25 protein-coding genes are annotated in these 24,208 nt (G+C 65.6%); 17 read left to right on the forward strand and 8 right to left on the reverse strand.

The genetic code is table 11. From position 1 onward, the window contains the following. Positions 1 to 125: 125 nt before the first annotated feature. Complete coding sequence (locus AC1DUN_RS16215) at positions 126 to 446, forward strand: DUF3579 domain-containing protein (RefSeq protein ID WP_413325943.1); 321 nt, start codon at positions 126 to 128, stop codon at positions 444 to 446. Positions 447 to 576: 130 nt separating this feature from the next. On the opposite strand, the gene rpsT is transcribed toward AC1DUN_RS16215, so the two are convergent. Further along, positions 577 to 888, reverse strand: coding sequence for a 30S ribosomal protein S20 (gene rpsT / locus AC1DUN_RS16220; RefSeq protein WP_007864125.1), 312 nt, complete (start codon positions 886 to 888; stop codon positions 577 to 579). 268 nt (positions 889 to 1,156) lie between these two features. Here rpsT and murJ point away from each other — a divergent pair, with 268 nt between their 5' ends. Further along, positions 1,157 to 2,716, forward strand: coding sequence for a murein biosynthesis integral membrane protein MurJ (gene murJ, locus AC1DUN_RS16225; RefSeq protein ID WP_477714849.1), 1,560 nt, complete (start codon positions 1,157 to 1,159; stop codon positions 2,714 to 2,716). Positions 2,717 to 2,791: 75 nt separating this feature from the next. Then, positions 2,792 to 3,646, forward strand: coding sequence for a SirB1 family protein (locus tag AC1DUN_RS16230; RefSeq protein ID WP_477661883.1), 855 nt, complete (start codon positions 2,792 to 2,794; stop codon positions 3,644 to 3,646). A 7-nt stretch (positions 3,647 to 3,653) separates the two neighbouring features. Here AC1DUN_RS16230 and AC1DUN_RS16235 read toward each other — a convergent pair whose 3' ends face one another. Continuing rightward, entirely contained in the window at positions 3,654 to 4,577 is a 924-nt protein-coding gene (locus AC1DUN_RS16235) for a LysR family transcriptional regulator (protein ID WP_477714850.1), read from the reverse strand. Positions 4,578 to 4,695: 118 nt separating this feature from the next. Here AC1DUN_RS16235 and metE point away from each other — a divergent pair, with 118 nt between their 5' ends. After that, the gene (gene metE / locus AC1DUN_RS16240) at positions 4,696 to 7,032 is read left to right on the forward strand and encodes a 5-methyltetrahydropteroyltriglutamate--homocysteine S-methyltransferase (RefSeq protein WP_477714851.1); all 2,337 of its coding nucleotides are present in this window, start codon (positions 4,696 to 4,698) and stop codon (positions 7,030 to 7,032) included. Positions 7,033 to 7,053: 21 nt separating this feature from the next. Here metE and AC1DUN_RS16245 read toward each other — a convergent pair whose 3' ends face one another. Continuing rightward, positions 7,054 to 8,034, reverse strand: coding sequence for a ParA family protein (locus tag AC1DUN_RS16245; protein WP_477714852.1), 981 nt, complete (start codon positions 8,032 to 8,034; stop codon positions 7,054 to 7,056). 87 nt (positions 8,035 to 8,121) lie between these two features. Further along, positions 8,122 to 9,048, reverse strand: coding sequence for a LysR family transcriptional regulator (locus AC1DUN_RS16250; RefSeq protein ID WP_477714853.1), 927 nt, complete (start codon positions 9,046 to 9,048; stop codon positions 8,122 to 8,124). 121 nt (positions 9,049 to 9,169) lie between these two features. On the opposite strand from AC1DUN_RS16250, the gene AC1DUN_RS16255 reads away from it, so the two are divergent. Together AC1DUN_RS16255 and AC1DUN_RS16260 are read left to right on the forward strand one after the other, a co-directional pair. After that, entirely contained in the window at positions 9,170 to 9,685 is a 516-nt protein-coding gene (locus AC1DUN_RS16255; RefSeq protein ID WP_477714854.1) for a hypothetical protein, read from the forward strand. Beyond that, complete coding sequence (locus AC1DUN_RS16260) at positions 9,682 to 10,551, forward strand: DMT family transporter (protein WP_477714855.1); 870 nt, start codon at positions 9,682 to 9,684, stop codon at positions 10,549 to 10,551. Before AC1DUN_RS16255 ends, AC1DUN_RS16260 begins: the two co-directional genes overlap by 4 nt. Before the next feature lie 11 nt (positions 10,552 to 10,562). Here the strand turns inward: AC1DUN_RS16260 and AC1DUN_RS16265 are convergent, their stop codons facing one another. After that, positions 10,563 to 11,777: an MFS transporter gene (locus tag AC1DUN_RS16265; protein ID WP_477714856.1), complete on the reverse strand. Its 1,215-nt coding sequence runs from the start codon at positions 11,775 to 11,777 to the stop codon at positions 10,563 to 10,565. A 28-nt stretch (positions 11,778 to 11,805) separates the two neighbouring features. Next, the gene (purM, locus tag AC1DUN_RS16270) at positions 11,806 to 12,846 is read right to left on the reverse strand and encodes a phosphoribosylformylglycinamidine cyclo-ligase (protein ID WP_477714857.1); all 1,041 of its coding nucleotides are present in this window, start codon (positions 12,844 to 12,846) and stop codon (positions 11,806 to 11,808) included. 200 nt (positions 12,847 to 13,046) lie between these two features. On the opposite strand from purM, the gene AC1DUN_RS16275 reads away from it, so the two are divergent. The 7 genes from AC1DUN_RS16275 to AC1DUN_RS16305 all read left to right on the forward strand — a co-directional run bounded on the left by AC1DUN_RS16275 (position 13,047) and on the right by AC1DUN_RS16305 (position 18,779). Then, positions 13,047 to 14,126: an AI-2E family transporter gene (locus AC1DUN_RS16275; protein WP_477714858.1), complete on the forward strand. Its 1,080-nt coding sequence runs from the start codon at positions 13,047 to 13,049 to the stop codon at positions 14,124 to 14,126. Positions 14,127 to 14,139: 13 nt separating this feature from the next. Beyond that, positions 14,140 to 14,826, forward strand: a complete 687-nt coding sequence (hda, locus tag AC1DUN_RS16280; RefSeq protein WP_074577768.1) for a DnaA regulatory inactivator Hda — start codon at positions 14,140 to 14,142, stop codon at positions 14,824 to 14,826. Further along, entirely contained in the window at positions 14,823 to 15,500 is a 678-nt protein-coding gene (locus tag AC1DUN_RS16285; protein ID WP_477714859.1) for an HAD family hydrolase, read from the forward strand. Before hda ends, AC1DUN_RS16285 begins: the two co-directional genes overlap by 4 nt. A gap of 6 nt (positions 15,501 to 15,506) precedes the next feature. Then, on the forward strand, positions 15,507 to 17,132 hold the full coding sequence (gene pcnB, locus AC1DUN_RS16290; RefSeq protein WP_477714860.1) for a polynucleotide adenylyltransferase PcnB: 1,626 nt from the start codon (positions 15,507 to 15,509) through the stop codon (positions 17,130 to 17,132). Between the two features lie 3 nt (positions 17,133 to 17,135). After that, positions 17,136 to 17,639: a 2-amino-4-hydroxy-6-hydroxymethyldihydropteridine diphosphokinase gene (gene folK / locus AC1DUN_RS16295; protein WP_477714861.1), complete on the forward strand. Its 504-nt coding sequence runs from the start codon at positions 17,136 to 17,138 to the stop codon at positions 17,637 to 17,639. A 9-nt stretch (positions 17,640 to 17,648) separates the two neighbouring features. Next, a complete protein-coding gene (locus AC1DUN_RS16300) occupies positions 17,649 to 18,137 on the forward strand; it encodes a hypothetical protein (protein WP_477714862.1) in 489 nt (162 codons plus the stop codon). A 255-nt stretch (positions 18,138 to 18,392) separates the two neighbouring features. Continuing rightward, positions 18,393 to 18,779 carry a hypothetical protein gene (locus AC1DUN_RS16305; RefSeq protein ID WP_477714863.1) on the forward strand — a complete coding sequence of 129 codons (387 nt, stop codon included), beginning with the start codon at positions 18,393 to 18,395 and terminating at the stop codon, positions 18,777 to 18,779. 63 nt (positions 18,780 to 18,842) lie between these two features. Here AC1DUN_RS16305 and pdxH read toward each other — a convergent pair whose 3' ends face one another. After that, positions 18,843 to 19,493, reverse strand: a complete 651-nt coding sequence (gene pdxH, locus AC1DUN_RS16310) for a pyridoxamine 5'-phosphate oxidase (protein ID WP_477714864.1) — start codon at positions 19,491 to 19,493, stop codon at positions 18,843 to 18,845. Between the two features lie 116 nt (positions 19,494 to 19,609). Between pdxH and AC1DUN_RS16315 the strand changes: the two genes are divergently transcribed. The 4 genes from AC1DUN_RS16315 (at position 19,610) to AC1DUN_RS16330 (ending at position 23,681) form a co-directional block, all read left to right on the forward strand. After that, complete coding sequence (locus tag AC1DUN_RS16315; protein ID WP_413325987.1) at positions 19,610 to 20,182, forward strand: TetR/AcrR family transcriptional regulator; 573 nt, start codon at positions 19,610 to 19,612, stop codon at positions 20,180 to 20,182. A 183-nt stretch (positions 20,183 to 20,365) separates the two neighbouring features. Next, complete coding sequence (locus AC1DUN_RS16320; RefSeq protein WP_074577534.1) at positions 20,366 to 20,824, forward strand: (2Fe-2S)-binding protein; 459 nt, start codon at positions 20,366 to 20,368, stop codon at positions 20,822 to 20,824. Positions 20,825 to 20,835: 11 nt separating this feature from the next. Beyond that, on the forward strand, positions 20,836 to 23,130 hold the full coding sequence (locus tag AC1DUN_RS16325) for a xanthine dehydrogenase family protein molybdopterin-binding subunit (RefSeq protein WP_477714865.1): 2,295 nt from the start codon (positions 20,836 to 20,838) through the stop codon (positions 23,128 to 23,130). Next, complete coding sequence (locus AC1DUN_RS16330; protein WP_477714866.1) at positions 23,130 to 23,681, forward strand: nucleotidyltransferase family protein; 552 nt, start codon at positions 23,130 to 23,132, stop codon at positions 23,679 to 23,681. Before AC1DUN_RS16325 ends, AC1DUN_RS16330 begins: the two co-directional genes overlap by 1 nt. Here the strand turns inward: AC1DUN_RS16330 and AC1DUN_RS16335 are convergent. Then, positions 23,678 to 24,193, reverse strand: a complete 516-nt coding sequence (locus tag AC1DUN_RS16335) for a superoxide dismutase family protein (protein WP_477714867.1) — start codon at positions 24,191 to 24,193, stop codon at positions 23,678 to 23,680. The two genes, AC1DUN_RS16330 and AC1DUN_RS16335, sit on opposite strands and share 4 nt — an antisense overlap. Between the last annotated feature and the right edge of the window lie 15 nt (positions 24,194 to 24,208).

Consider the following 24,208-nt stretch of genomic DNA (forward strand, 5'->3'; position numbering starts at 1 on the left):
ATTGAAAATTTGTCTTCCAAGTCTTATATAAGAGTCAGAGTTACGCTAGAATTGTTGTGCGCTGCAGCATGGGCTGAAATCCCATCCTTTTCCCATGCCGGGCAGTGCAAAAAACCCTCCACCCGATGGTCTCCAACACCGCCAAAGAAGTCTTTATCCAGGGTATTACCCGCGACGGCAAAACCTTCCGGCCCAGCGACTGGGCCGACAGGCTGTGCGGTGTGATGAGCCATTTCCGCCCGGGCGGCCCCCAGCCCGGCAGCCACCTGACCTACTCCCCCTGGTGCGTGCCCACGGTCATCAACGGCGTGAAGTGTGTGGTCGTCAACTCGGAACTGCGCGAAGCCGAGCCCATGGCCTGGGATTTCGCCATCAATTTCGCGAAAGACAACGACCTGCAGATGGCTGAAGCCTGTTTACTCCCCGACCAGCCGCCCAAGGGCTGACTGAGGTTTTTGAAGCGCCAACAAAAAAGCCGTCTTTCGACGGCTTTTTTGCTTTGCTGCAGCGCACCCTACAAAACGGCGGACGGTATTTTCATGAAGAAGATGCCGTCCGGGCGATTTGCCTAATTGCTTAGGCGGCCTTTGCGGGGGCCAGTGCCAGGGCTTTCACCTTGGCGGACAGGCGGCTCTTGTCGCGCGCTGCCTTGTTCTTGTGGAAGATGCCCTTGTCGGCAACCGTGTCCACAATGCTCTGGGCCTTGGCGAACAGGTCCTTGGCTTTGTCTTTGTCACCGGCTGCAACGGCTTTCTCGACGTTTTTCACAGCGGTGCGGTATTTGGAGCGCAGCGAGGTGTTCGCGGCGTTGAGTTTGACGTCCTGGCGGACGCGTTTGCGGCCCGACGCAAGGCGCGGGTTCTTTTTCTTGGGTTTGGCGGTAGCCATATAAGTATTCCTTTAATCCTGGGGAGGAGTCTGTGGATGTTGCAGCAAAGCCTTAAATTATAGCAGCCCCCACGGTCGCTCACTGCGAGCCTGCGGCGGCTCCCTGCCCCTTGCACTGAGGAAGGGGCCGCCCGCCTGCGGCCCGGCAAAGCCGGTTCCGCGTCTCTAACTTGGTTTTGCATGGCTCGCTTCGCATCGCGTCTGTTTTAGAGCGCTTTGGCGGCAAACTTTATCGAGTTTCAAGCCTTTGGCCGCATAAACTCCACCGGTGTCACTTTTTAAAGCCGCCTCCACCGTTTCCCTGCTGACCCTGGCCTCGCGCGTCACGGGCCTTGTCCGGGACCTGCTGATGGCCTCGGTATTTGGCGTCAGCGCCATGACCGACGCCTTTAACGTCGCTTTCCGGATCCCCAACCTGTTTCGCCGGGTGCTCGGCGAGGGCGCTTTCAGCCAGGCTTTTGTGCCGGTGCTGGCGGCCTGCAAGGCGGAGCAGGGGGAAGAGGGCGCCAAACAGCTGATTGACCATGTCGCGACCCTGCTGACCTGGACGCTGGTCCTGCTGTGCGTGGCGGGCGTGCTGGCCGCGCCGCTGATGGTCTGGGCCATGGCCAGCGGCCTGAAGCCTCAGGGCTACCACGCCGCCGTGGTGATGACCCGCTGGATGTTCCCTTACATCGGCTTTATGTCGCTGGTCGCGCTGGCCGGCGGCATCCTCAACACCTGGCGCCGCTTTGCCGTGCCCGCCGCCTCGCCCGTGCTGCTGAATCTGGCGCTGATAGGCTCCATCACCCTGGGGGCTCCCTGGTTTGCCAGGCATGGCATCGAGCCGATCTATGCCCAATGCGTGGGGGTGATGGTGGGCGGCATACTGCAACTGGGCCTGCAACTGCCGGCGCTGCGTCGCCTGGGCCTGCTGCCGCGCATAGGCGCCAGCTTCGCGGCCCTGCGCCGGTCCTGGAACGACCCCGGCACGCGCAAGGTGCTGTCCCTGATGCTGCCGGCCCTGCTGGGCGTGAGCGTGGCGCAGATATCGCTGCTCATCAACACCCAGATCGCCTCGCACCTGGCCACCGGCAGCGTGAGCTGGATCACCTATGCCGACCGCCTGATGGAGTTTCCCACCGCCATGCTGGGCGTGGCCCTGGGGGTCGTGCTGATGCCGCAACTGGCCGCGGCGCGCGGCAGCCAGGACGAGGAGCGTTATTCCTCCATGCTCGACTGGGGCCTGCGCCTGGTGGTCCTGCTGTCGGTGCCCTGTGCCGTGGCCCTGCTGGTTTTTTCGCAGCCGCTGGTCGCGGTGCTGTACCACTATGGCGCGTTCAGTGACCTCGACGTCCAGCGCACGACGGCGGCCTTGACCAGTTATGGCGTGGGGCTGATGGGCATCGTGGCCGTCAAGGTGCTGGCGCCGGGCTTTTATGCCCGGCACGACATGCGCACGCCCATGCGTATCGCCGTCTGCGTGCTGGTATTCACCCAGGTGCTGAATTATTTCCTGGTGCCCTTGCTGCAGCATGCGGCCCTGACCCTGTCCATCGCCATTGGCGCGCTGGTCAACGCCCTGTGGCTGCTGCTGGGGCTTTTGAAGCGCGGAAGCTACAAACCGATGCCGGGCTGGGGCAAGTTCTCGCTGCAGGTGGGCGGCGCCAGCGCCTTGCTCGCGGCCTTTTTGCTGTGGGCCGCCGGGGCGGTGAGCTGGGTCGCGCTGAAAAGCCATTCCCTGGAGCGCATCGGCTGGCTGGCGCTGGTGCTGCTGGCCTCGGCGCTACTGTATTTCACGGCGCTGTGGGTGTCCGGCCTCAAGGTGACAAAGCTGCTGAGACATTGACGGGCGGCACGCTCCAGGCCCCGAGCGGCATTTTCCGCATGCCTTTTTGCGCCGGTTTATGAGAAAGTAGGGGCCATGCAATTAAATCTGGCTGTACCGTCACCATTGCAATATTTCTCCAGCCTGGTGGAAAGCGACGAGCATTTCCCCCTTCTGGAAGCCGCCATCAGCCTGGCGCAGGACGAATACCCCGACCTGGACGTGCAGCAGGTACTGGGCGACGTCGACCAGCTGCTGGCCCGGCTCAAGCGCCGCCTGCCGGCCGACGCGCCGGCGCTGCAGCGGCTGCGCGCGCTGAACCAGTTCTTTTTCCACGACCTGAACTTCGGCGGCAACGTCAACGACTACTACGACCCCGACAACAGCTACCTCAATGCGGTGCTGCGCACGCGCCGCGGCATTCCCATCACGCTGGCCGTGCTCTGGCTGGAACTGGCCCTGGGCCTGGGCCTCAATGCGCGCGGCGTGGCCTTTCCGGGGCACTTCATGGTCAAGGTCAACCTGCCCAAGGGCCAAGTGGTGATAGACCCGTTCAGCGGCCAGTCGCTGAGCCGCGAAGAGCTGTCCGAGCGGCTTGAGCCCTTCCGCCAGCACGGCGGCAGCCCGGGCGACGAGTTCGAGGTGCCCATGGGCCTGTACCTGCAGTCGGCGCCGCCGCGCGAGATCATCAGCCGCATGCTGCGCAACCTCAAGGAAATCCACAAGACCCAGGAAGACTGGCAGCGCCTCATCCCGGTGCAGGACCGGCTCATCGTGCTGCAGCCCGAAGCCTGGACCGAATACCGCGACCGCGGCCTGGCCTGGGCCGCCCATGGCGAGCCGGACCGCGCGATGGCCGACCTGGAAATCTACCTGGCCAATGCCGAGGACGCGCTCGACATCGACGCCATGGCCGAGCGCCTGGCCCAGCTGCGCCAGGGCCGGCATTGAGCTTTGCTTAAAGCAGCTCGATCTCGCTGAGCGTGAGAAAACAGCTCTCGCGTGTGATGGCCACAAAGTCGGCCAGCCAGGGCCGGCCTGAGGTGGCTTCTGTGCACGCCACATAAAGCCGCCCGGTCAAGCCCTTCTTGCCTATGGGCCTGGCGCTCACATAGCCGCGGTCCAGGTAGCTTTGCACCGCCCACTTGGGCAGCGCGGCGACGCCGCGGCCGCTGGCCACCAGCTGCAGCATGGCAATCGTCAGTTCGGTGGTGCGGCGCGCGGGCTTGACGCCGGCCGGCTCCAGCACCTGGCGCACCACGTCCAGCATTTCGTCGGGCACCGGGTAGGTGATCAGGGTTTCGCCCGCGAAATCTTTGGCGGTGAGGTGCGCCTTGGCCGCCAGCGTATGGTGGTTGGCCAGCAGCGCCACGATTTCAAAACGGAACAGCGGGTGGAAGTCCACGGTTTCATCGGCATCGGCCTCCGACACGATGGCGATGTCGGCGCGGTCCTGCAGCACCAGCGCAATCGGGTCGGGATGAAAACCCGAGACGATGTCCAGCTCCACCTCGGGCCAGCGTGTGCGAAACGCGTCCATGGCCGGCATCAGCCAGTCAAAACAGGTGTGGCATTCGACCGCGATACGCAACTGGCCGGAGCGCCCCGTCGCCAGGCGCGCCACGTCGCGTTCGGCCTCCTCGACCTGCGGCAGCACCGCATCGGCCAGCGCCAGCAGGCGCAGGCCCGTGGTGCTGAACTGCGGCGGCACGGATTTGCGCTCGAACAGCGGCGCGGCATAGCGGTCTTCAAGCAGCTTGACCTGGTGCGACAGTGCCGACTGCGTCAGATTGAGCAGCTGCGCCGCACGTACCAGGCTGCCACTGTCGCGCAGGGCCGTCAGTGTGCGCAGGTGGCGCAGTTCAAGAATCGATGGCGTCATACTGAATTGTGTGAATCAATAATTTTCATGTTAAAAGGCAATATCTTTCGTTTGAATAATAGTTGAATCTGGCCGACCATGGCGTTCTTTGTTGATTCGCAAACGGGAGATAGCCTGCATGGTCCATACACACACCCTGGGTTTTCCGCGCATGGGCGCGCACCGGGAACTGAAATTCGCGCTCGAAAAACACTGGCGCGGCGAGATAGACCTGGCCGCGCTGCAAGCCGCCGGCGCCGAGCTGCGCGAGCGCCATTGGGCGGTGCAAAAAGAAGCGGGCCTGGATTTTGTGACGGTCGGCGACTTCGCTTTTTACGACCACGTGGCCAACCACATCCAGATGCTGGGCTGCGAGCCGGCGCGCTTTGGGTTCACAGGGCAGGAGTCCGCGCTCGGCCGTTACTTCGCGATGGCGCGCGGTGTGAATGCCGAAGCCGGCCACAGCCACAGCGCGGACTGCGGCTGCGCTGAAGGCGGCGCCGGCGGCGGCAGCTTCGCGCTGGAGATGACCAAGTGGTTTGACACCAATTACCACTACCTGGTGCCGGAGTTCAGTCCGAACACCGAGTTCAGCCTGGCCTGCGAACGCCTGTTTGACGAAGTCGCGCAGGCCCGGGAGGCCGGCCACACCGTCAAGGCGGTGCTGTTGGGGCCGCTGAGTTTCCTCTGGCTGGGCAAGGAAAAGACGCCGGGTTTCGACCGCTTCAGCCTGCTGGGCAAGCTGCTGCCGGTGTACGAAAAAATCCTGGCCCGCCTCAAGGCCCAGGGCGTGGAATGGGTGCAGATGGACGAGCCCATCCTGGGCCTGGACTTGCCGCCCGCCTGGAGCCAGGCGTTTGAATCCAGTTACTGGCGGCTGGCGCGCGGCGGCCCCAAGCTATTGCTCGCTACTTATTTTTCACCCTTGCAGGAGAACCTGCGCATGGCCTGCCAACTGCCGGTGGCGGGCCTGCATGTGGATGCGGTGCGTGCACCCGAAGAGCTCGTCGGCGTCGCCGACTGGCTGCCCAGCCACAAGGTGCTGTCGGTGGGCATCGTCGACGGCCGCAATATCTGGCGCACCGACCCCGATGCCGCCCTGGCAAGGCTGCGGCCGGTGGTCGAAAAGCACCAGGGCGAGCTCTGGCTGGCGCCTTCGTGCTCGCTGCTGCACGTGCCTTACAGCCTGCAGGCCGAGGACACGCTGGATACCGAACTCAAGTCCTGGCTGGCCTTCGCGGTGGAAAAACTGTTTGAGCTGCGCATGCTCAAAGCCGCGCTGCAAGGCCGCGAAAAATCCGTGGAAGCCGAGCTGGCCGCCGCCCGCCTGGCCGCCCAGGCGCGGCGCAACAGCCCGCGCGTGCACCGCGCCACCGTGGCGGCGCGGCTGGCCCGGGCCGCGGCGGGCGCCGACCAGCGGCTTTCGCCCTTCAGCCGGCGCCAGCAGGTGCAGCGCCAACGTTTTGCGCTGCCGCTGTTTCCGACCACCTCGATAGGCTCGTTCCCGCAAACCGCCGAGATACGCGCCGCGCGCGCGGCCTTCAAGCGCGGCGAGATCGGCAAATCGCAGTACGCCGAAAAAATGCAGGCCGAGATCCGCCTCGCCGTGCGCAAGCAGGAAGAACTGGGCCTGGATGTGCTGGTGCACGGCGAGGCCGAGCGCAACGACATGGTCGAGTATTTCGGCGAGCAGCTCGACGGTTTTGCCTTCACGGCAAACGGCTGGGTACAGTCCTACGGCTCGCGCTGCGTGAAGCCGCCGGTGATTTACGGCGACGTGGCGCGCCGCGCGGCCATGACGGTGGCCTGGACGGTGTATGCGCAAAGCCTCACCAAGCGGCCCATGAAGGGCATGCTGACCGGCCCCATCACCATCCTGCAATGGTCTTTTGTGCGCGACGACCAGCCGCGCAGCCTGACCGCCGGGCAGATCGCCTGGGCGATACGCGACGAGGTGGCGGACCTGGAGGGCGCGGGCATAGGCATCATCCAGATCGACGAGCCGGCGATACGCGAAGGCCTGCCGCTGCGCCGCGCCGGCTGGAAGCCCTACCTGGAATGGGCCACGCGCGCCTTCCGCATCAGCGCCAGCGGCGTGGCCGATGGAACCCAGATCCACACCCATATGTGCTATTCGGAGTTCAACGACATCCTGCCGGAAATCGCGGCCATGGACGCCGACGTGATCACGATTGAAACCAGCCGCTCCGACATGGAGCTGCTGCGCGGCTTCGGCGACTTCAAGTACCCCAACGAGATAGGCCCGGGCGTCTACGACATCCATTCGCCGCGCGTGCCCACGGTGGACGAGATGGTGCGGCTGCTGCGCAAGGCGGCTGCGGTGATCCCAGCCAAAAACCTCTGGATCAACCCCGACTGCGGCCTTAAAACCCGTGGCTGGCCCGAGACCGAGGCGGCGCTGGGCAATATGGTGCGGGCCGCGCGCGAAGTCCGCGAAGAACTCGCCGCAGCCTGACGGCGGGGCCGGTGCGGCGCCTCAGGTGGCGCGTTTGAGGAACTGCGGGATCTGCAGGCCGTCGGGCGAATTCATGTTGCGCGACATGGCCGGCGCAGTGCTGACCTGGACGGGCCGGCCCACGGCGCGGGCTGTGCTCTGGGCGGACATGCGGGCGCCGTGCACCAGCGATTCCTGCGCGGGCATCAGGCTGCCGGGCAGGGAACTGCCCAGGCGTGAAGCTGTCGCCACTTTTTGTACAGGTGACGGGTTGAGCGGCCTGGCGCCCAGCGTCGCGGCGACCGAAGGCCGGGGCGCGATCACCCGGGCCGGGGCCTTGGCCACTGTCCTGGCCTGCGCCTGTTCGGGGGCGTCGTTGGCCGCCTGCGGCGGGTACAGCGTGGGCCTGAGCCAGTTCAGTATGGGCTGCCACTGCGCGAGGTCCGGCGCGGCGGCGCTGGCCGGCAAGTCGAACATCGTCATGCCGCGCTCCAGGCTGCGCACATAGAGCTGGGTTTCACGCAGCGCGCCCAGAAAGGGCATGCCCAGGCCTTCCGACCATTCCTCCAGGACCTTTGCCGCGCTGGTGCGCCCGTCAATGCGCATGCCCACGGTGGCGAGGCGGCAGCGGCCGCTGGCCACACGCGGCAGGGCCATCAGGTCGGCATGGCATTGCGCCGCCGACTCGCGGTCGAACATGGAGTTGCACACCGGCATGATGATGGCGTCGGCGAACATCACGACGCGCGCGAGTTCAAAGCCGTGCATGCCGCCCGGCGTATCCAGCACCACATGCGTGATGCCCGTGGGCACGCGCAGCATGTTTTTCTGGTCCACGGCCCAGGGGGCGATGGCGGGGAGGTCGGCGCCGCGGCGCTTGAGCCAGCTGCGCGCCGACTGCTGGCGGTCCACGTCGCCCAGCATGACCGAGCTGCCATTGCGCGCGCACCAGGCGGCGATGTGCGCGGCCAGTGTGCTTTTGCCACTGCCTCCCTTGCGGTTGACGACTGCGATGACCGGCATGAGCGCTCCAAAGACAGACCAGTAGAACAGTTTGATACAGAAATAACAAAAAGTCCAGCGTAAGCCAATTGGCATCGGTCCCCGCAGCTAGTGTTTTTGTAGCGCGGCCGGCGGGCCGTCCTGCGCCTGCCTGAACCATCCCTTGAGCCAGCGGCAGAACACCCGGGCGGTTTCGGGGGCCGTGCTGAGCGGGTTGATATAGGCCGAATAGCTCGCGTCGCCGCGCACCACCACGGGGGATGCCTGCAGCAGGTGGCCGCGGCGCAGCGGTTCGGCCACCAGCAGTTCGGGCACCACCAGGTGGCCCATGCCGCCCGTCGCCGCGGCGATCGCCAGGAAGTAGTGGTCGAAGCTGGCGCTGACATGGATGCCGGCCGCCTGAACGCCCAGTTGCGCGGACCAGGCGGCCAGCACATCGGGCCGCGACTGCGCCGCGAGAAACTGCCACTGGCTGACGGGCTGGTCTGCGAACTCGCGGCAACGCGCCGGGGAAGCCACGCACACGATGTTTTCGGCGGCCAGCAGCCAGTGCTCGGCGCCGGCGACGGCCAGGTCGCGCGTGACCAGCACGTCATAACTGTCCCCCGGGCCCGGCGGCGAGAGCGAGGTCACCAGGTCCACCGCCACCGGCGCCGCGGGCTGGAAACCGGGCAGGGCAGGAATCAGCGTGGTCATCGCAAAAGTGGGCAGCGAGGTGCGCACGATGAGGCGGGCGCCGGCCTGGCTTTGCGCCAGCTGGCGGGTGGCCAGCTCTATGGTCGACAGGGCTTCCTGCACCGTGTCGAAGTACAGGCGCCCCGCATCGGTCAGGCGTACCGAAGTGCCGCTGCGCGCGAACAGCGGCTGGCCGAAGTAGCGCTCCAGCGTGGCGACATGGCGGCTGACGCCGCCCTGGCTCATGCCCAGCACGCGGCCGGCGCGGCTGAAATTGAGCTGGCGCGCGGCTTCCACAAACACCCGCACCGCGTTGAGCGGGAGTGCCTGGAGAGGCGAATCATCTGTTTTACTCATCATTGGAGGCCGCTTTTCTCATGGCTTTGAGTGCAATACAGAAGAAATTCAAAGATTATGGCGACTGATTTCTTCATTGCTTGATCATATTTACTCATTATTCGCTGTCAAAGGTTTCCCCTCCATGCCTCTTGTTTTGCACAGCTGCCCCGGCGGCACCCTGCTTCTGCCCGACGCCCTTTTGTGCGACCGCCGCGACGGCGGCCACCTGGTCGTCAATCCGCCGCGGCCGGTCTGGGAGCGCAGCGAACTGGCGCCGCTGGAGCTGGCCCACTGGTCCTGCCTGGTGGCCGCCACGGGCCGCGCCATGCTGGACGTGCTGCCCGCCCTGAACGATGGCTGCCTCAATTACTGGGAGGCGGGCAACTGGGCGCTCAACGACCAGGCCCCGCCCGCCGGGCCCAAGAACGTGCAGGCGAACCGCCGGGTGCACCTGCATGTGCTGGGGCGCAACCGGCAGGCGGCGCATCCCGACTGGCGCTGGGGCGAGTCACCCAAATTCCCGCGCTGGGAGGACATGGCGGCCTGGGCATCGGGGTTCGCGCCGCTCAGCGCGCAGGAATGCGAGGCCGTGGCGGCGCGCGTCAAAACCTTGCTGGACAGCCGTTTTCGCTTGCCCGGAATTGGCACGCCGGCATGAGCGCCCAGACGCTGGCGCTGGTGCTCGCGGGGGCGGTGTGCCACGCGCTCTGGAATATCGTGGCCAAGCGCGCGGCCGGCGGCCTGCTTTTTATCTGGCTGTTCGGTTGCGTCAGCATGGTGGCTGCGGCGCCGGTGGCCCTGTTCGCCTGGCATCAACACCCCCAGGCCTTTGACGGCTGGATGTGGCTGGCGGCGCTGGCCAGCGCGCTGCTGCACCTGGTGTATTCGCTGGTGCTGCAAAAAGGCTACCGCGTGGCCGATTTCGCCGTGGTCTATCCCATGGCCAGGGGCACCGGGCCGCTGCTCGCGGTGCTGGGGGCCGTGGCTTTGCTCGGCGAGCTGCCCAGCGCACTGGGCTGGCTGGGCGTGGCCCTGGTGCTGGCGGGCGTCTTCATGACCTCCGGTGGCGCGGCGGGCATCGCCGGCAGCGGGGATGCGCGGCGGCGGCGCGGGGTGCTCTGGGGCGGGCTGACCGGCCTTTGCATCGCCGGCTATACCGTGGTCGACGGCTGGGCGGTGAAGTCCCTGGGCATGGCGCCGGTGCTGTTTTATGCCGCGGGCCTTGGTTTTCGCACGGTGCTGCTCGCGCCCTGGGTGTTGCCGCGGCGCGGCTTGCTGGCCGCGCAATGGCGGCAGCACCGCACGGCCATCGTGCTGATCGGCCTGCTGTCGCCGCTGGCCTATTGCCTGGTGCTGTTTGCCGTGCAGTCCGCGCCGCTCAGCTACGTGGCCCCGGTGCGCGAGATGTCCATGCTGATAGGCACGCTGGTGGGCGCCCGGCTGCTCAAGGAAGCCCTCAAGCCTTCGCAGGTGCTGGGCGCGGCGCTGATGCTGTTGGGGGTGGCGGGGCTGGCGCTGGCTTGATCTGGCAGGGATCAGGTGGCCGCCGGTAACCGCAGCGACTTGCGCCAGATGCCCAGCAGCGCCAGCGCCGCCAGGCTGAACACGGCGCCCGCGGCAAAGGTGGCCGGCGCGCCCAACTGGTCCCAGAGTACGCCGGCCAGGGTGCTGGCCAGCAGCAGCGCCAGGCCGCTGGCGAGGTTGAAGAAGCCGAAAGCCGTGCCGCGCAGGTCGGCCGGCGCCGTTTCGGCCACCATGGTGGCGAGCAGGCCCTGGGTCATGGCCATGTGCAGGCCCCACAGCGCGATGCCCACGCCCGCGGTGCCCCAGTGGCTGCCGGCGGCCAGCAGCAGGTCGGCCGCCACCAGCACCGCCAGGCCCCAGGCCAGCAAGGCGCTGTGGCTCATGCGGTCGGCCAGCTTGCCGAAAGGGTAGGCGCCCAGGGAATAGACCGCGTTCATGGCCACCAGCACCAGCGGCGTGTAGGCCACCGGCAGGCCGCCCTGCATGGCGCGCAGCAGCAAAAAGGCCTCACTGAACCGCGCCAGCATGAAGACTGCGCCCAGCACCGCCACGCGCCAGTAGGGCGCGCCCAGGCGCTTGAGGTTGGCTCGGCTGATAGGGTTCAGGCGCGGGGCGCCCGCGGGGCGTTCGGGCTCCCGCACGCCGAACAGCAGCAGCGCCACCGCCAGAAAGCCAGGGATGACGGCGACCCAGAACACCGCCCGGAAGTCGTTGGCCCACAGCAGCATCAGGCCCATGGCCAGCAGCGGCCCGACGAAGGCGCCCACGGTGTCCAGCGACTGGCGCAGCCCGAAGGCCGCGCCGCGCATGCCGGGCGGGGCCAGGTCGGCCACCATGGCGTCGCGCGGTGCGCCGCGTATGCCCTTGCCMACGCGGTCCACCAGGCGGGCGCTGAGCACCAGCCCTGTGGTCGCGGCCAGCGCGAACAGCGGTTTGGAGGCCGCGCCCAGGCCGTAACCCAGCAGCGCCAGCGGTTTGCGTTTGCCCCAGTAGTCGCTGAGCACGCCCGAGAACACCTTGACGATGAGCGCCGTCGCTTCGGCCAGGCCCTCGATGAGGCCGACGGCCCACAGGCTGGTGCCCAGCACCGTGACCATGAAGACGGGCAGCAGGCTGTGGATCATCTCGGAGGAGATGTCCATCAGCAGGCTGACAAAGCCCAATGCCCAGATGGCCGCCGGAAGGCGGCGGGGAGGGCTTGCGGGGGGCGGGGCAGGTTGCGGCATGGGTGTCTGGCTTGCCGCGCCGAGGTATTTAGCCGACGGTGACGGCGGCGCCGTCGCCCTTTGCGGCGATCACGCCGATTTCATACACCTGCTCGCCCGCCTCGCGCAGGGTCCTGGCCGTGGCTTGCGCGTTGGCGGCGTCCACCACCACCACCATGCCGATGCCGTTGTTGAAGGTGCGGTTCATCTCGAAGTCGTCAATGCCGGCGGTTTTTTGCAGCCAGGCGAACAGCTCGGTCTGTGGCCAGCTGCCCTTTTTGAGGTGGGCGGCCGTGCCTTCGGGCAGCACGCGGGGGATGTTTTCCAGCAGGCCGCCGCCGGTGATGTGGGCCAGCGCCTTGATCGGGTGGGCGGCCAGGGCGGCCAGCACGTTCTTGACGTAAAGGCGGGTGGGCTCCATCAGGGCCTGCTTGAAGGGCTTGCCGTCCAGTGTGGCGGGCGTATTGCCGGCAGCGCGTTCTATGCATTTGCGCACCAGGCTGAAGCCGTTGGAGTGCACGCCGCTGCTGGCCAGGCCCAGCACCACGTCGCCGGCTTTGACGTCCTTGCCGGTCAGGATTTTGGATTTTTCGACCGCGCCCACGGCAAAGCCGGCCAGGTCGTATTCGCCGGCCGGGTACATGCCGGGCATTTCGGCGGTTTCGCCGCCTATCAATGCGCAGCCGCTGAGTTCGCAGCCTTTGGCGATGCCGCCGACCACGCTGGCTGCCGTGTCAACGTCGAGCTTGCCGCAGGCGAAGTAGTCGAGGAAAAACAGCGGCTCGGCGCCTTGCACCAGCACGTCGTTGACGCTCATGGCCACCAGGTCTATACCCACGGTGTCGTGCATATTCCATTCAAAAGCCAGCTTGAGCTTGGTGCCCACGCCGTCGGTGCCGCTGACCAGCACGGGCTCCTTGTAGCGCTTGGGCACTTCGAACAGCGCGCCGAAGCCGCCTATGCCGGCCAGCACGCCTTCGCGCATGGTTTTTTTGGCCAGGGGCTTGATACGCTCGACCAGCGCGTCGCCCGCGTCGATGTCAACGCCCGCGTCTTTGTAGCTCAGGGGGGAAGGGGAGGAGGTGGTCATGGTGTCGGCTTTGCTACGGGTAGGGGCGGTAGGGACGGTATGGGGCGAATGAGGGGCTGGAAGCCGGGTTTGCGGCGCTGGAGGGGCCTGCAAGCCCGATAGAATTCAGCCTGAGATTCTAAAGGCTACCCATCCGGCCGCTTAGAACAGGTTCTTAGGCCCCTCCCAGGCTTCTTCCGGCCAGCTCAACCCAAGGCTTTATGCAATTCACCACCGCCCAAAAACGCGCCGCCGCCTGGTGCCTGATCGCTGCCCTGGTCGTCCTCGCGCTGTGGCTGCTGGGGCCGGTGCTCACGCCCTTTGTGGTGGCCGCCGTGCTGGCCTATGCGCTGACGCCCCTGGTCAACCGGCTGGACGACATGGGCAAGGGCCGCCTGCCGCGCGTGGTGGCGGTGGTCATCGTCGAATTCCTCTTCATCGTGGTGCTGCTGAGCCTGTTTTTGCTGATCGTGCCCATCATGGCCAAGGAGCTGCCGGTGCTGCGTGAGCAGGTACCGCTGCTGGCGGACAGGCTCAACACCAGCCTGGCGCCCTGGCTGGCGCAGTTCGGCATCCATGTGGCGTTGGACGTGGGCAGCATCAAGGCCTTTGTGCTCAAGTACCTCAATGCCAACTTCGAGGACCTGTTCGGTTCGCTGATGTCCTCGCTCAAGCTGGGCGGCAGCGTGGCGCTGGCCGTGGTCGGCAACGCCGTGCTGATCCCGGTGGCGCTGTTTTACCTGCTGATGGACTGGGACAAGTTTGTCGCCCGTGTGCTCGAACTGGTGCCGCCCCACCTGCGCGGCGGTTTCGACAGTTTCACCGAAGAGGCCGACGCGGTGCTGGGCCAGTACCTGCGCGGCCAGTTGCTGGTCATGCTGATCATGGCGGTGTTTTATGCCGTGGGCTTGGCCCTGTTCGGCCTGGACCTGGCCGTGCCTATCGGCGTCTTCACCGGCCTGGCGATGTTCATCCCCTATCTCGGCTTCGGCCTGGGCCTGTTGCTGGCCGTGCTGGCCGGCCTGCTGGAATTCGCCTCGCTCAAGGCGCTGGTCATGGTGGCCGTGGTCTACGGCGTGGGGCAACTGGTGGAAAGCCTGTATTTCACGCCGCGCCTGGTGGGCGAGCGCATAGGCCTGCACCCGCTGGCGGTGATTTTTGCCCTGCTGGCTTTCGGCCAGGTATTCGGTTTTGTCGGCGTGCTGGTGGCGCTGCCGGCCAGCGCCGTGCTGCTGGTGGGCATACGCCGCCTCAAGAACAGCTACATGGCCAGCCGGCTTTACAAGGCCGGTCCGGGATAAACACATGGCGGGCATGAAACAGATTGCGCTGGACATCGGGCTGGCTTCGGCCCCCTCGTTCGCCAATTTTTTCGGCGGGCCGAACGAGGCCGCGCTCAAGCACCTGGAACTGTGGGCCGGCAACACGCTGCGCTCGCCCGTGCCCACCTACCTCTGGGGTGAGGCCGCCAGCGGCAAGACCCATTTGCTCAAGGCCGTGCGCGAGGCGCTGCGCGAGCAGGGCGCCTCCAGCGGCTGGATGGACGCTTCGCTGCTGGAACCGCCCGAGTTCAACGAATCCTGGTCCGCCGTCATCCTTGACGAATGCCACCTCTACACCGCGGTGCAGCAGCAGGCGGCCTTCAACTGGTTTGTCAATGCGCTCAGCGCGTCCGACGGCCGGCCACGCTGGGTGCTGGCCGCCGGCAATGTGCCGCCCGCCGACCTGGCGCTGCGCGAGGATTTGCGCACCCGCCTGGGCTGGGGCCATGTGTTCGCCCTGCAGGCCCTGACCGAACCCGAGCGGCGCGCCGTGCTGCGGCGCGAGGCCGACGCGCGCGGCGTGTTCCTGAGCGACGACGCCATGGACTTCATGCTGACCCGCTTTTCGCGCGACCTCGGCAGCCTGATGCAGCTGCTGGACCAGCTCGACGGCTACGCCCTGCAAACCAAGCGCGCCATCACCATCCCCCTGATCAAGTCCATGCTGGAGAGTGAATGACGGGCCCGAAAAAGATTGCGCTGTTTGACCTGGATCACACGCTGATTCCTATCGATTCCGACTACGAGTGGGGCGAATTCACGATTGCGCTGGGCTGGTGCGACAGCACCGAGTTCAAGCGGCGCAATGCGGAATTCTTCGAGCACTACCGAGCCGGCACGCTGGACATCCACGACTACGTGCGCTTCGCCACCCAGGCGATCCGCGAGCAGGGCGCCGCCAATTCGGCTGCCGCCCATGCCCGCTTCATGCGTGAGGTCGTGCAAAAAGCCATCACCCCCCAGGCGCTGGCGCTGGTGGACGGGCACCGCGCGGCTGGCGACGAGCTGGTCATCGTCACCGCCACCAATGAATTCGTCACGCGGCCGATTGCCGAGGCCTTCGGCGTCAAGGAATTGATTGCTGTGGAGCTGGAACGCGACGCCCAGGGCTGGCTGACCGGTGAGATCCTGGGCACGCCCTCGGCCCGTGAAGGCAAGGTCACCCGCGTGGAACAATGGCTGGCGGCCCGCAAGCTGGGCTGGGACGACGTGGAAACCACGTTTTACACCGATTCCCTGAACGACCTGGCCCTGATGGAGAAGGCGACCCACCCCGTGGCCACCAACCCCGACGCGCGCCTGCGGGCGCTGGCGGTAGAGCGCGGATGGCGCATACTTGAGCTGTTTACCTAGTTATCCATGATCAAAAAATTTATCGACAAGCTGTTCGGCAAATCGGACAGCGCGGAGCCCGGTGCCAAGCGGGCCAAAAAATCCCCCTTCGGCCAGCGCCAGGATGTAGGCGTCAAGGAACACGGCATCGACGTCAAGCTGGTGGACGACCGCGCCATGGACGTGGTGCACACCCTCAAGGATGCCGGCTATGAGGCCTACATCGTCGGCGGTGCGGTGCGCGACCTGCTGGTGGGCCTGCGCCCCAAGGACTTCGACGTCGCCACCGACGCCACGCCCGAGCAGGTCAAGTCGCTGTTTCGCCGCGCTTTCATCATAGGCCGGCGCTTTCGCATCGTGCACGTCATCTACGGCCGCGGGCGCGAGCATGAAGTCATTGAGGTCTCGACCTTCCGAGCCCACCTGGACAGCAGCCTGGCCGAGCAGGTCGGCGGCAACGAGCGCACCAGCAAGAGCGAGCTCGCCGGCATGAAGCATGCGGTCGATGCCTCCGGCCGGGTGCTGCGCGACAACGTCTGGGGCCCTATCGAGCAGGACGCCGCGCGCCGCGACTTCACCATCAACGCGATGTACTACGACCCTGAAACCCAGGTGGTGGTCGACTACCACAACGGCATCAAGGACGCGAAGAAAAAAATCATCCGCATGATAGGCAACCCGGCCGTGCGCTACCGGGAAGATCCGGTGCGCATCATCCGCGCCGTGCGTTTTGCGGCAAAACTCAGCGCCCTGGGCTTCAAGTTTGAAGACAAGACCGTGGCCCCGCTGCGTGAGATGAAGGGTCTGCTGGCCGACGTGCCGCAATCACGCCTTTTTGACGAAATGCTCAAGCTGCTGCAGACCGGCCATGCGCTGGCCAGCATTGCCCAGCTCAAGTTCCTGGGCCTGGGCACCGGCATCTACCCGCTCCTCGACGTGGTGGTCCAGAACGCCGATGAACCCTTCCTCAAGCTGGCCCTGCAGGACACCGACCGCCGCGTCGGCGAAGGCAAGCCGGTGGCGCCCAGCTTTTTGCTGTCCTGTGTGTTGTGGTCCGACGTGCGCGAGGGCTGGGAGCAGCGCAAAAAGCGCGGCGAGCACCTCATGCCCGCGCTGCAGGACGCCATCGACGACGCCTTCAACGCCAAGATCGGCGACGTCTCGGGCCGCGGCAAGCTGGGCACCGACATGCGCGAAATCTGGACCATGCAGCCTCGCTTTGAAAAGCGCACGGGCAGCGCCCCCTATTCGCTGCTGGACCAGCCGCGTTTCCGTGCCGGCTTCGACTTCCTGCGCCTGCGCGCACAGACCGGCGAGATCGATATGGAGCTGGCCGAGTGGTGGGAAAAATTCAGCACCGCCTATGACGACGAACGCCACGCCATGATCGAGGAAGCGCGCCGCGAGCTGCAGAGCAAGCCGCAGGCGCCGCGGGTGCGCGTGAAACGCCCCGATGCTCCAGCCCCTCTCACCCCCCGCAACCCGGAAGACCGCGATCCGGATGACCAAGGCGCGGATGATGAGCGCACGGGCACAGACGTGCAGGGCGATATGCCTCCCGCCAAAAAGCGCCGCCGCCGCCGCAAGCCCCGCTCGGGCGGGGCCGGAGCAGCGGCCGCCGATGGCGCTCCCGGCGGCGACGCACAGTCCTGAGCCATGGCGACCGTCAGCGCCTATATTGCGCTGGGTGCCAATCTGGGGGATGCGGCGGCGGCCCTGCGGCAGGCTGTTCAGGCGATAGGCCGGTTGCCGCTCACGCAGGTTCGCCTATCGTCCAGTCTTTATAAAACAGCGCCGTTGGATACCGATTCGGGCAGCGCCGTGGCCGCGCCGGGCGACGACTACCTCAATGCCGTGGTGGAAGTCGAAACCGGCCTCACGGCTCCCGCTTTGCTGGACCACCTGCATGGGATCGAGCAGCAGGCCGGCCGTGAAAGGCCATATCGCAATGCGCCGCGTACGCTGGACCTGGATTTGCTGCTTTACGGCAACGGCCGTATTGATTCTGTCCGCTTGATCGTGCCGCATCCACGTATGTGGCAGCGCGCCTTTGTGCTGTTACCGTTGGCAGAGATTGCGCCGGGGCTGGTCAGTAGCTTGCGGCTATCGGCCGTTGGACATCAGCGGATCGAGAGGCTTTCAGAGCCATTTTTACGTTAGGCTTCACTTATGCGCGCACTTATGTCGTTGTTTGTCGCCCTCATGTTGAGCAGTCAAGGTATCGCCCAAACGCAACCACCGCCTATCGTCTTTATGGATGAAACAGTCATGTCGGAGGTGCGCGCACTCGAAGTAGCCGAAGTCACGCGTCAGAAATTTTGGGGAAGAGTGCCTGGCTTTGACGGCAAGCCTATTGAGCCATCGTCAGAGCAAGAGAGGAATTCGATCCCCTTGCCGAAGTGGGACCTCTTGTACATTGCCGCGAGTGCCAGCTATGCCGGGGATGCGGCACGCTGCAAGGTAAGCACGGCAGGAGCTCACCTGTTCCGGCTCCAGAATCAATTCCGGCCGAAGTATGTGGATGAGAAGCGGACTCAGTTTGCCTTCGCCTACAGTATTCTGATTTACCAGGATGTAATCGCGCGGATGAAGGACGCTAAGTGCTCTCCCGAAAGGGCTGAGGCCCTTCGAGTGGGAATTGATTTCACAGCGAGGTGACGATGCCCAGCATGGCATTCGAGCAGAGCAGATCGCCTTCAATGTCCGCTCAACTTCAGGTTAGGCGGCAAGAATATGACGCCCCGGCAAATCATCTATCGTGCACCTCGGAGGTGCCCTTGGGGTCATGAAAGAAGAGGAGGCATCTTGTAGGGACAAGCTTGATCGTATTGCGTGGCGCCCGAACAAGGTTAAAAAAGCCTGCAGTCGCGAAAATTCTGGGCGCAAAGCCTTCGATATGTCGGCCCATCCATCATGGCCTTTTCAATGCTGATCCGGTTCACCACGCTTGCTCGAGATATCGACTCCGGCCACACCTCTGGCATCCTGGTGGCTGCGCACACGTTGAGAGATGAAGGCGACATTTCGATAGAAGAGCACGCGGAGCTGCGACAGGCGCTGGCTTGGTTCACCGAGAATCTCCCTGTTCCGAGTGTCCTGGTAGATGTCGAGCACCGAAGAGCAATATCCTGGTTTAGGCCAACCGCACGCCAAGCGATTCAAAAGATGTGGGGGCTCAAGCTCCTTTTAGAGAGCCATGGATACCATGTGAATGTCTTGCAAACGCGAGACCCGGGCGTGGTGGTGTACGAAGACGAATGGCAGGTTGTAGCCAAGCCTCCCAAAGGAGTGTCGCTTTGAAGCACCTTGTCAGCTCACCGTCATGCGCCCGATCACGTCACGCCTTCCTGAGGCTTCTCAACCCTAAGGCGCCAGCCGCTCCCGCAACCACCCCCCATCACTTTGCAAGGTATACCGCAGCCGGTCATGCAAGCGGCTTTTGCGCCCCTGCCAGAACTGCCAGTTGTCGGGCTTGAGGCAGTAGCCGCCCCAATGCGGCGGGCGCGGGGGCTGCAGCAAAAATTTCGCGCCGTACTTGGCTGCGTTGGCCACCAGCACGCCGCGACCGGCAATCACTTCGCTTTGCGGGCTGGCCCAGGCGCCTATGCGCGAGTCCAGCGGCCGGGTGTTGAAGTAGGCGTCGCTTTCCTCGGCGGAGACTTTTTCGACCACGCCTTCGATGCGCACCACACGCTCGAGCTCCACCCAGTGGAACTGCAACGCGGCGTAAGGGTTGCCGGCCAGTTCCTGGCCCTTGCGGCTGTCGTAGTTGGTGAACCAGGTGATGCCGCGCTCGTCATAGCCCTTGATCAGCACGATGCGGGTGGAGGGACGCAGGTTGCTGGCCACGGTGGCCAGCGTCATGGCATTGGGCTCGGGTACCTCGGCGGCGATGGCTTCCTGCAGCCATTGCTCGAACTGTTTGAGCGGGTCCGCCTGCGAGGCGTCTTCGTTGAGTTCGGCGCGTTCATAGCTTTTGCGCAGGTCGGCGATGGAGGAGGTGGGCTGGCTCATGCCCTTGATTGTGCCCGCTGGCGCCATGTCCCTGCCTGCCGCCGGCCCTTGCCGGGCGTGTTTCCATGGACGCGCTTGCTGCCGAATTAATATTCGCTTATATTTCCAGCTTCCCCATGAAGCCCAAAGACGACGAAAAGCAGCGCGCGATCGCCGAGGCCACCTTCAACCTGGTGGCCCAGACCGGCTTGAGCGGCCTGACCATGGCCGACATCGCACGCACGGCGGGCATCGCCACCAGCACGCTGTACGTCTACTACCCGTCCAAGGACGAGCTGATCAGCCAGCTCTATGAAGAGGCCAAGACCGCGACCATGCTCCGCCTGATGGACGGCGTGGTCCCCGGTACCCCCTTGCGCAGCCGGGTGCGCCGCATCTGGGGCAACCTGCTGCGGCACCGGCTGGAGCGCTATGCCGAGGTGGTGTTCCAGGAGCAGTACTACAACTCCCCCTGGTTCACGCAGGGCAACCGCGAACTGTCGACCCGCCTGGCGGCGAGCTTTCTGGCGCTGATGGAAGAGGGCCAGCAGCAGGAAATTTTTAAACCCGTACCGCTGCCGCTGCTGACGGCCAGCGTGGTGGGTTCGGTGCGGGAAACCGCCAACCTGATACGCACCCAGGTGCTGCCCGACGATGAGGCCGTGCACCAGGCGGCCTTCAGCCTGTGCTGGGACGCCATCAAGGCCTGATCGCCTGAATCGCCCCCGAAAAGGCAATACCCCCTGATATCAGTAGGCCAAGTTATTTTGATAAAAACCCTTCTTTAAGCGAATATATATTCGACAAGTAGTTTTCTCATTTCTCCGCTGACTGCTTTCCTGCTTCTCTTCCCCGCTTTTTGCTCACTAACAACAACCTCAAGGAGTTCCACGATGCCCACCCTCAACATCAACGGCAAGGACCTCGCCGTCAACGCCGACGAGTCCACGCCCATACTCTGGGCCCTGCGCGACACGCTGGGCATGACCGGCACCAAGTTCGGCTGCGGCGCGGCGCTGTGCGGCGCCTGCACCGTGCACCTCAACGGCGCGCCCATACGCTCGTGCATCACGCCGATTTCGGCCGCCGCCGGCCAGAAAATCACCACCATTGAAGCCGTGGCCAGCGACCGCGTCGGCAAGGCGGTGCAGGACGCCTGGGTCAAACACGACGTGGCGCAGTGCGGCTATTGCCAGAGCGGCCAGGTGATGAGCGCCACCGCCTTGCTCAAGGCCAACGCCAAACCCAGCGACGCCGACATCGACGGCGCCATGGCCGGCAACATCTGCCGCTGCGGCACCTATGTGCGCATACGCGCCGCCATCAAAGACGCAGCCCAAACCCTGGCTTGAAGGAGAACACCATGTATTCGAATTCCACAGACCCCCTCAACTTCGCCAGCCAGCTCCCCAAAGGCCTGCAGGCCCTGATGCACAAGGCGCAGGACGCCGCGCAAAGCATTGCCGATGCCGCCCTGCAGCGCCGCAGCTTCCTCAAGGTCACCACCGCCGGCGGCTTTGCGTTGGGGGCCTTCCCGCTGCTCTCGCAGGCGCAAACCATGGCGACGGCCGGCGCGCCCGCCGCGTCCAGCCTCAAGCCAACCCAGCAGCCCTCGGCCTTTGTGCGCATCGACAAGGACGGCACGGTGACCGTCACCATCAACCGGCTCGACTTCGGCCAGGGCGTGCAGACCGGCCTGCCCATGATCCTGGCCGAGGAGTTGGACGCCGACTGGGCCCTGGTCAAAAGCCAGCACGGCAATGCCGACCCGGCCTATGTGGACCCGGCTTTCGGCATGCACCTCACGGGCGGTTCGGGCTCGATCAAGAACTCCTACACGCAGTACCGCGAACTCGGCGCGCGCACCCGTGCCATGCTGGTGTCGGCCGCCGCCGCGCAATGGGGCGTGGACGCCGGCAGCCTGCGCACCCAGCAGGGCGTGGTGATAGGCCCCGGCGGCAAGCGCCTGGGCTATGGCGAACTCGCCGAAGCCGCGATGAAGCAGCCGGTGCCCGAGGCGGTCACGCTGAAAGACCCGAAACAGTTCCGCATCATCGGCAAGCCCACGGGCCGGCTCGATGCGCGCGCCAAATCCAGCGGCGGCCAGAGCTACGGCATCGACGTGCGCCTGCCCGGCATGCTGACGGCGGTGGTGGCCCATCCGCCGGTGTTTGCCGGTAAGGTCAAAACATTGGACGACACCGCGGCCAAGGCCGTTCCCGGCGTGAAGGCCGTGCTGCGCGTGCCACTGGACCGGGGCGGCGAAGGCGTTGCGGTGGTGGCTGAGGGCTACTGGGCCGCCAAGCAGGGCCGCGATGCGCTCAAGGTCGAGTGGGACAGCAGCGGCGTCGAGAAAGTCGACAGCGCCCAGCAGCTCGCGAGCTACCGCGCGCTGGCGCAGAAAACCGGTGCCCTCAAGTACAACGGCGACATCAGCAAGCTGGCAACGGCACCCAAAAAGATCAGCGCCGAGTTTGCCTTCCCCTACCTGGCCCATGCGCCCATGGAACCCCTCAATTGCACGGTGCAACTGAGCGGCCAGGGCGCGGACGCCAAGGCCGAGCTCTGGCTGGGCACGCAGATGCCGGGCCTGGACACCTTGGCGGCTTCCAAGGCCCTCGGCGTGGCGCCACAAAACGTCAAGATGAATGTGCAGATGGCCGGCGGCGGTTTCGGCCGCCGCGCGATTCCGACCAGCGACTACGTGGTCGAAGCCTGCAACGTCGCAAAAGCTGCGCGCAGCGCCGGCCTGACGGCTGCGGTGCGCACGCTGTGGAGCCGCGAGGACGACATCAAGGGCGGCTACTACCGTCCCATGCATGTGCACCGCGCCGAGATCGGCTTTGACGAGAAGGGCGAAATCCTGGGCTGGGACCACGTCATCGTCGGCCAGTCCATTCTCGCCGGCTCGCCGTTTGAAGCCTTCATGGTCAAGGACGGCGTGGACGGCACCATGGTCGAAGGCATGAAAGAGCCTTACGACATCCCGATGCGCCTGTCGGTGCACCACCCCAAGCTCAATGTGCCGGTGCTGTGGTGGCGCAGCGTGGGCTCCACGCACACCGCCTACGTGATGGAAACCTTGGTCGACGAGGTCGCGCGCGGCAGCGGTCAGGACCCTGTGGCCTACCGCCTCAAGCAGTTCGGCGGCAAGCACCCGCGCCACGCGGCCGCGCTGCAGCTGGCGGTCGACAAGTCCGGCTACGGCAAACGCACGCTGCCTGCGGGCCGCGCCTGGGGCGTGGCGGTGCATGAATCCTTCAATACCGTGGTGGCCTATGTGGTTGAAGCCTCGGTCAAGGACAACACGCCGGTGCTGCATGCCATCACCGCGGGTGTGCATTGCAACCTGGCGATCAACCCGACCAGCGTCGAAGCGCAGATCCAGGGCGCGGCGCTCATGGGCCTGTCCATGTGCCTGCCGGGCGCCGCCATCACGCTGAAAGACGGCGTGGTGGAGCAAAGCAACTTCGGCGACTTCCCGGTGCCGCGCATCACCGACATGCCCACGGTGGCGGTGTTCATCGTGCCCAGCGCCGATGCGCCCACCGGCCTGGGCGAGCCCGGCCTGCCGCCGCTGGCACCGGCTTTTGCCAATGCCATCGCCAAGCTCACAGGCAAGCCGGCGCCGCGCGAGCTGCCCTTCAAGCTGGCGTGATGGAAAAGGGCGTGCCCACGGTGCTGGTGCTGGCTTCGGGCCGGGGCGAGCGCTTTGCTGCCTCCGGCGGCAGCACGCACAAGCTGCAGGCCTTGCTGGCCGGCAAGCCGGTGCTGGCGCGCACGCTCGAGGCCGTGGCCGCCAGCGGCCTGCCCTGGCACCTTGAAGACGCGGGTCACCCCGGCATGGGCGACAGCATCGCGGCCGCTGTGCGCGCCACGCCCCAAGCCTCGGGCTGGCTGGTCTTGCCGGGTGATTTGCCGCTGGTGCAGGCCGCCACGCTGCTGGCGGTTGCCGATGCGCTGGCGCGGCATGCGGTGGTGGTGCCCCTGTACCAGGGCGCGCGTGGCCATCCGGTCGGGTTTTCGGCCGCCTGCCGCGATGCCTTGCTGGCGTTGACGGGGAGCCGGGGTGCGTCCCCGGTGGTCCAGGCACAGGCCGCACTGAATGCCGTCGGCTTTATCGACGTGGCCGATGAGGGGACGGTTATCGACATCGACACGCTGCAGGACTTGCAGCGCGCCGAAGCCTTGCTGGCTCAGCGCTTTTAGCTCAGCGCAATGACGGCGCAGGCCAGCCTGGGGCCGGAGTTGCCGGTGGGCTGGGTCTTGAAGTCGTCCGGGTCGCGGTGCACGATCAGGCCCTTGCCCACGATGTTGTTCATGCCGCTGCCGATGGCAATGGTCTTCGATTCAAAACTGAACTTTGCGACGCCACTGGCATCGGCCTTGAGGCTGGGCAGGTCGCCGGCATGGTGGGCCATGTCCGAGTGGCTGCCGTGCGGCTGGCCGCTTGGGTTGAAATGGCCGCCAGCGCTCATGCCGTCGCCGCTGGAGCAATCGCCTTTTTCATGCACGTGAAAGCCGTGCTCGGCATTGGGCTTGAGGCCGCGGATCTCGCCCGAGACCAGCACCTTGTCGCCGCTTTGTGTGAAGTTGACCGTGCCGGTGGCGTTGTTGCCGGTGGTGCTTTGCAGCTGGGCCACGGCGCGCGGGCCGCTCATGGTCGATGCGCAGGCGCTGAGCACAAGGGCGGCGGCAAGCGGTGCCAGACGGTAGTTCATGGTGTGGTCTCCTCA

This window comes from Polaromonas sp. P4_F6, from assembly GCF_056401275.1.

Coding starts and splice junctions, on each gene's coding strand:
- AC1DUN_RS16215 (WP_413325943.1), top strand. CDS start 126: ATGGTCTCCAACACCGCCAAAGAAGTCTTTATCCAGGGTATTACCCGC.
- rpsT (WP_007864125.1), bottom strand. CDS start 888: ATGGCTACCGCCAAACCCAAGAAAAAGAACCCGCGCCTTGCGTCGGGC.
- AC1DUN_RS16230 (WP_477661883.1), top strand. CDS start 2,792: ATGCAATTAAATCTGGCTGTACCGTCACCATTGCAATATTTCTCCAGC.
- AC1DUN_RS16235 (WP_477714850.1), bottom strand. CDS start 4,577: ATGACGCCATCGATTCTTGAACTGCGCCACCTGCGCACACTGACGGCC.
- metE (WP_477714851.1), top strand. CDS start 4,696: ATGGTCCATACACACACCCTGGGTTTTCCGCGCATGGGCGCGCACCGG.
- AC1DUN_RS16245 (WP_477714852.1), bottom strand. CDS start 8,034: ATGCCGGTCATCGCAGTCGTCAACCGCAAGGGAGGCAGTGGCAAAAGC.
- AC1DUN_RS16250 (WP_477714853.1), bottom strand. CDS start 9,048: ATGATGAGTAAAACAGATGATTCGCCTCTCCAGGCACTCCCGCTCAAC.
- AC1DUN_RS16255 (WP_477714854.1), top strand. CDS start 9,170: ATGCCTCTTGTTTTGCACAGCTGCCCCGGCGGCACCCTGCTTCTGCCC.
- AC1DUN_RS16260 (WP_477714855.1), top strand. CDS start 9,682: ATGAGCGCCCAGACGCTGGCGCTGGTGCTCGCGGGGGCGGTGTGCCAC.
- purM (WP_477714857.1), bottom strand. CDS start 12,846: ATGACCACCTCCTCCCCTTCCCCCCTGAGCTACAAAGACGCGGGCGTT.
- AC1DUN_RS16275 (WP_477714858.1), top strand. CDS start 13,047: ATGCAATTCACCACCGCCCAAAAACGCGCCGCCGCCTGGTGCCTGATC.
- hda (WP_074577768.1), top strand. CDS start 14,140: ATGAAACAGATTGCGCTGGACATCGGGCTGGCTTCGGCCCCCTCGTTC.
- AC1DUN_RS16285 (WP_477714859.1), top strand. CDS start 14,823: ATGACGGGCCCGAAAAAGATTGCGCTGTTTGACCTGGATCACACGCTG.
- pcnB (WP_477714860.1), top strand. CDS start 15,507: ATGATCAAAAAATTTATCGACAAGCTGTTCGGCAAATCGGACAGCGCG.
- folK (WP_477714861.1), top strand. CDS start 17,136: ATGGCGACCGTCAGCGCCTATATTGCGCTGGGTGCCAATCTGGGGGAT.
- AC1DUN_RS16300 (WP_477714862.1), top strand. CDS start 17,649: ATGCGCGCACTTATGTCGTTGTTTGTCGCCCTCATGTTGAGCAGTCAA.
- AC1DUN_RS16305 (WP_477714863.1), top strand. CDS start 18,393: ATGGCCTTTTCAATGCTGATCCGGTTCACCACGCTTGCTCGAGATATC.
- pdxH (WP_477714864.1), bottom strand. CDS start 19,493: ATGAGCCAGCCCACCTCCTCCATCGCCGACCTGCGCAAAAGCTATGAA.
- AC1DUN_RS16315 (WP_413325987.1), top strand. CDS start 19,610: ATGAAGCCCAAAGACGACGAAAAGCAGCGCGCGATCGCCGAGGCCACC.
- AC1DUN_RS16320 (WP_074577534.1), top strand. CDS start 20,366: ATGCCCACCCTCAACATCAACGGCAAGGACCTCGCCGTCAACGCCGAC.
- AC1DUN_RS16325 (WP_477714865.1), top strand. CDS start 20,836: ATGTATTCGAATTCCACAGACCCCCTCAACTTCGCCAGCCAGCTCCCC.
- AC1DUN_RS16330 (WP_477714866.1), top strand. CDS start 23,130: ATGGAAAAGGGCGTGCCCACGGTGCTGGTGCTGGCTTCGGGCCGGGGC.
- AC1DUN_RS16335 (WP_477714867.1), bottom strand. CDS start 24,193: ATGAACTACCGTCTGGCACCGCTTGCCGCCGCCCTTGTGCTCAGCGCC.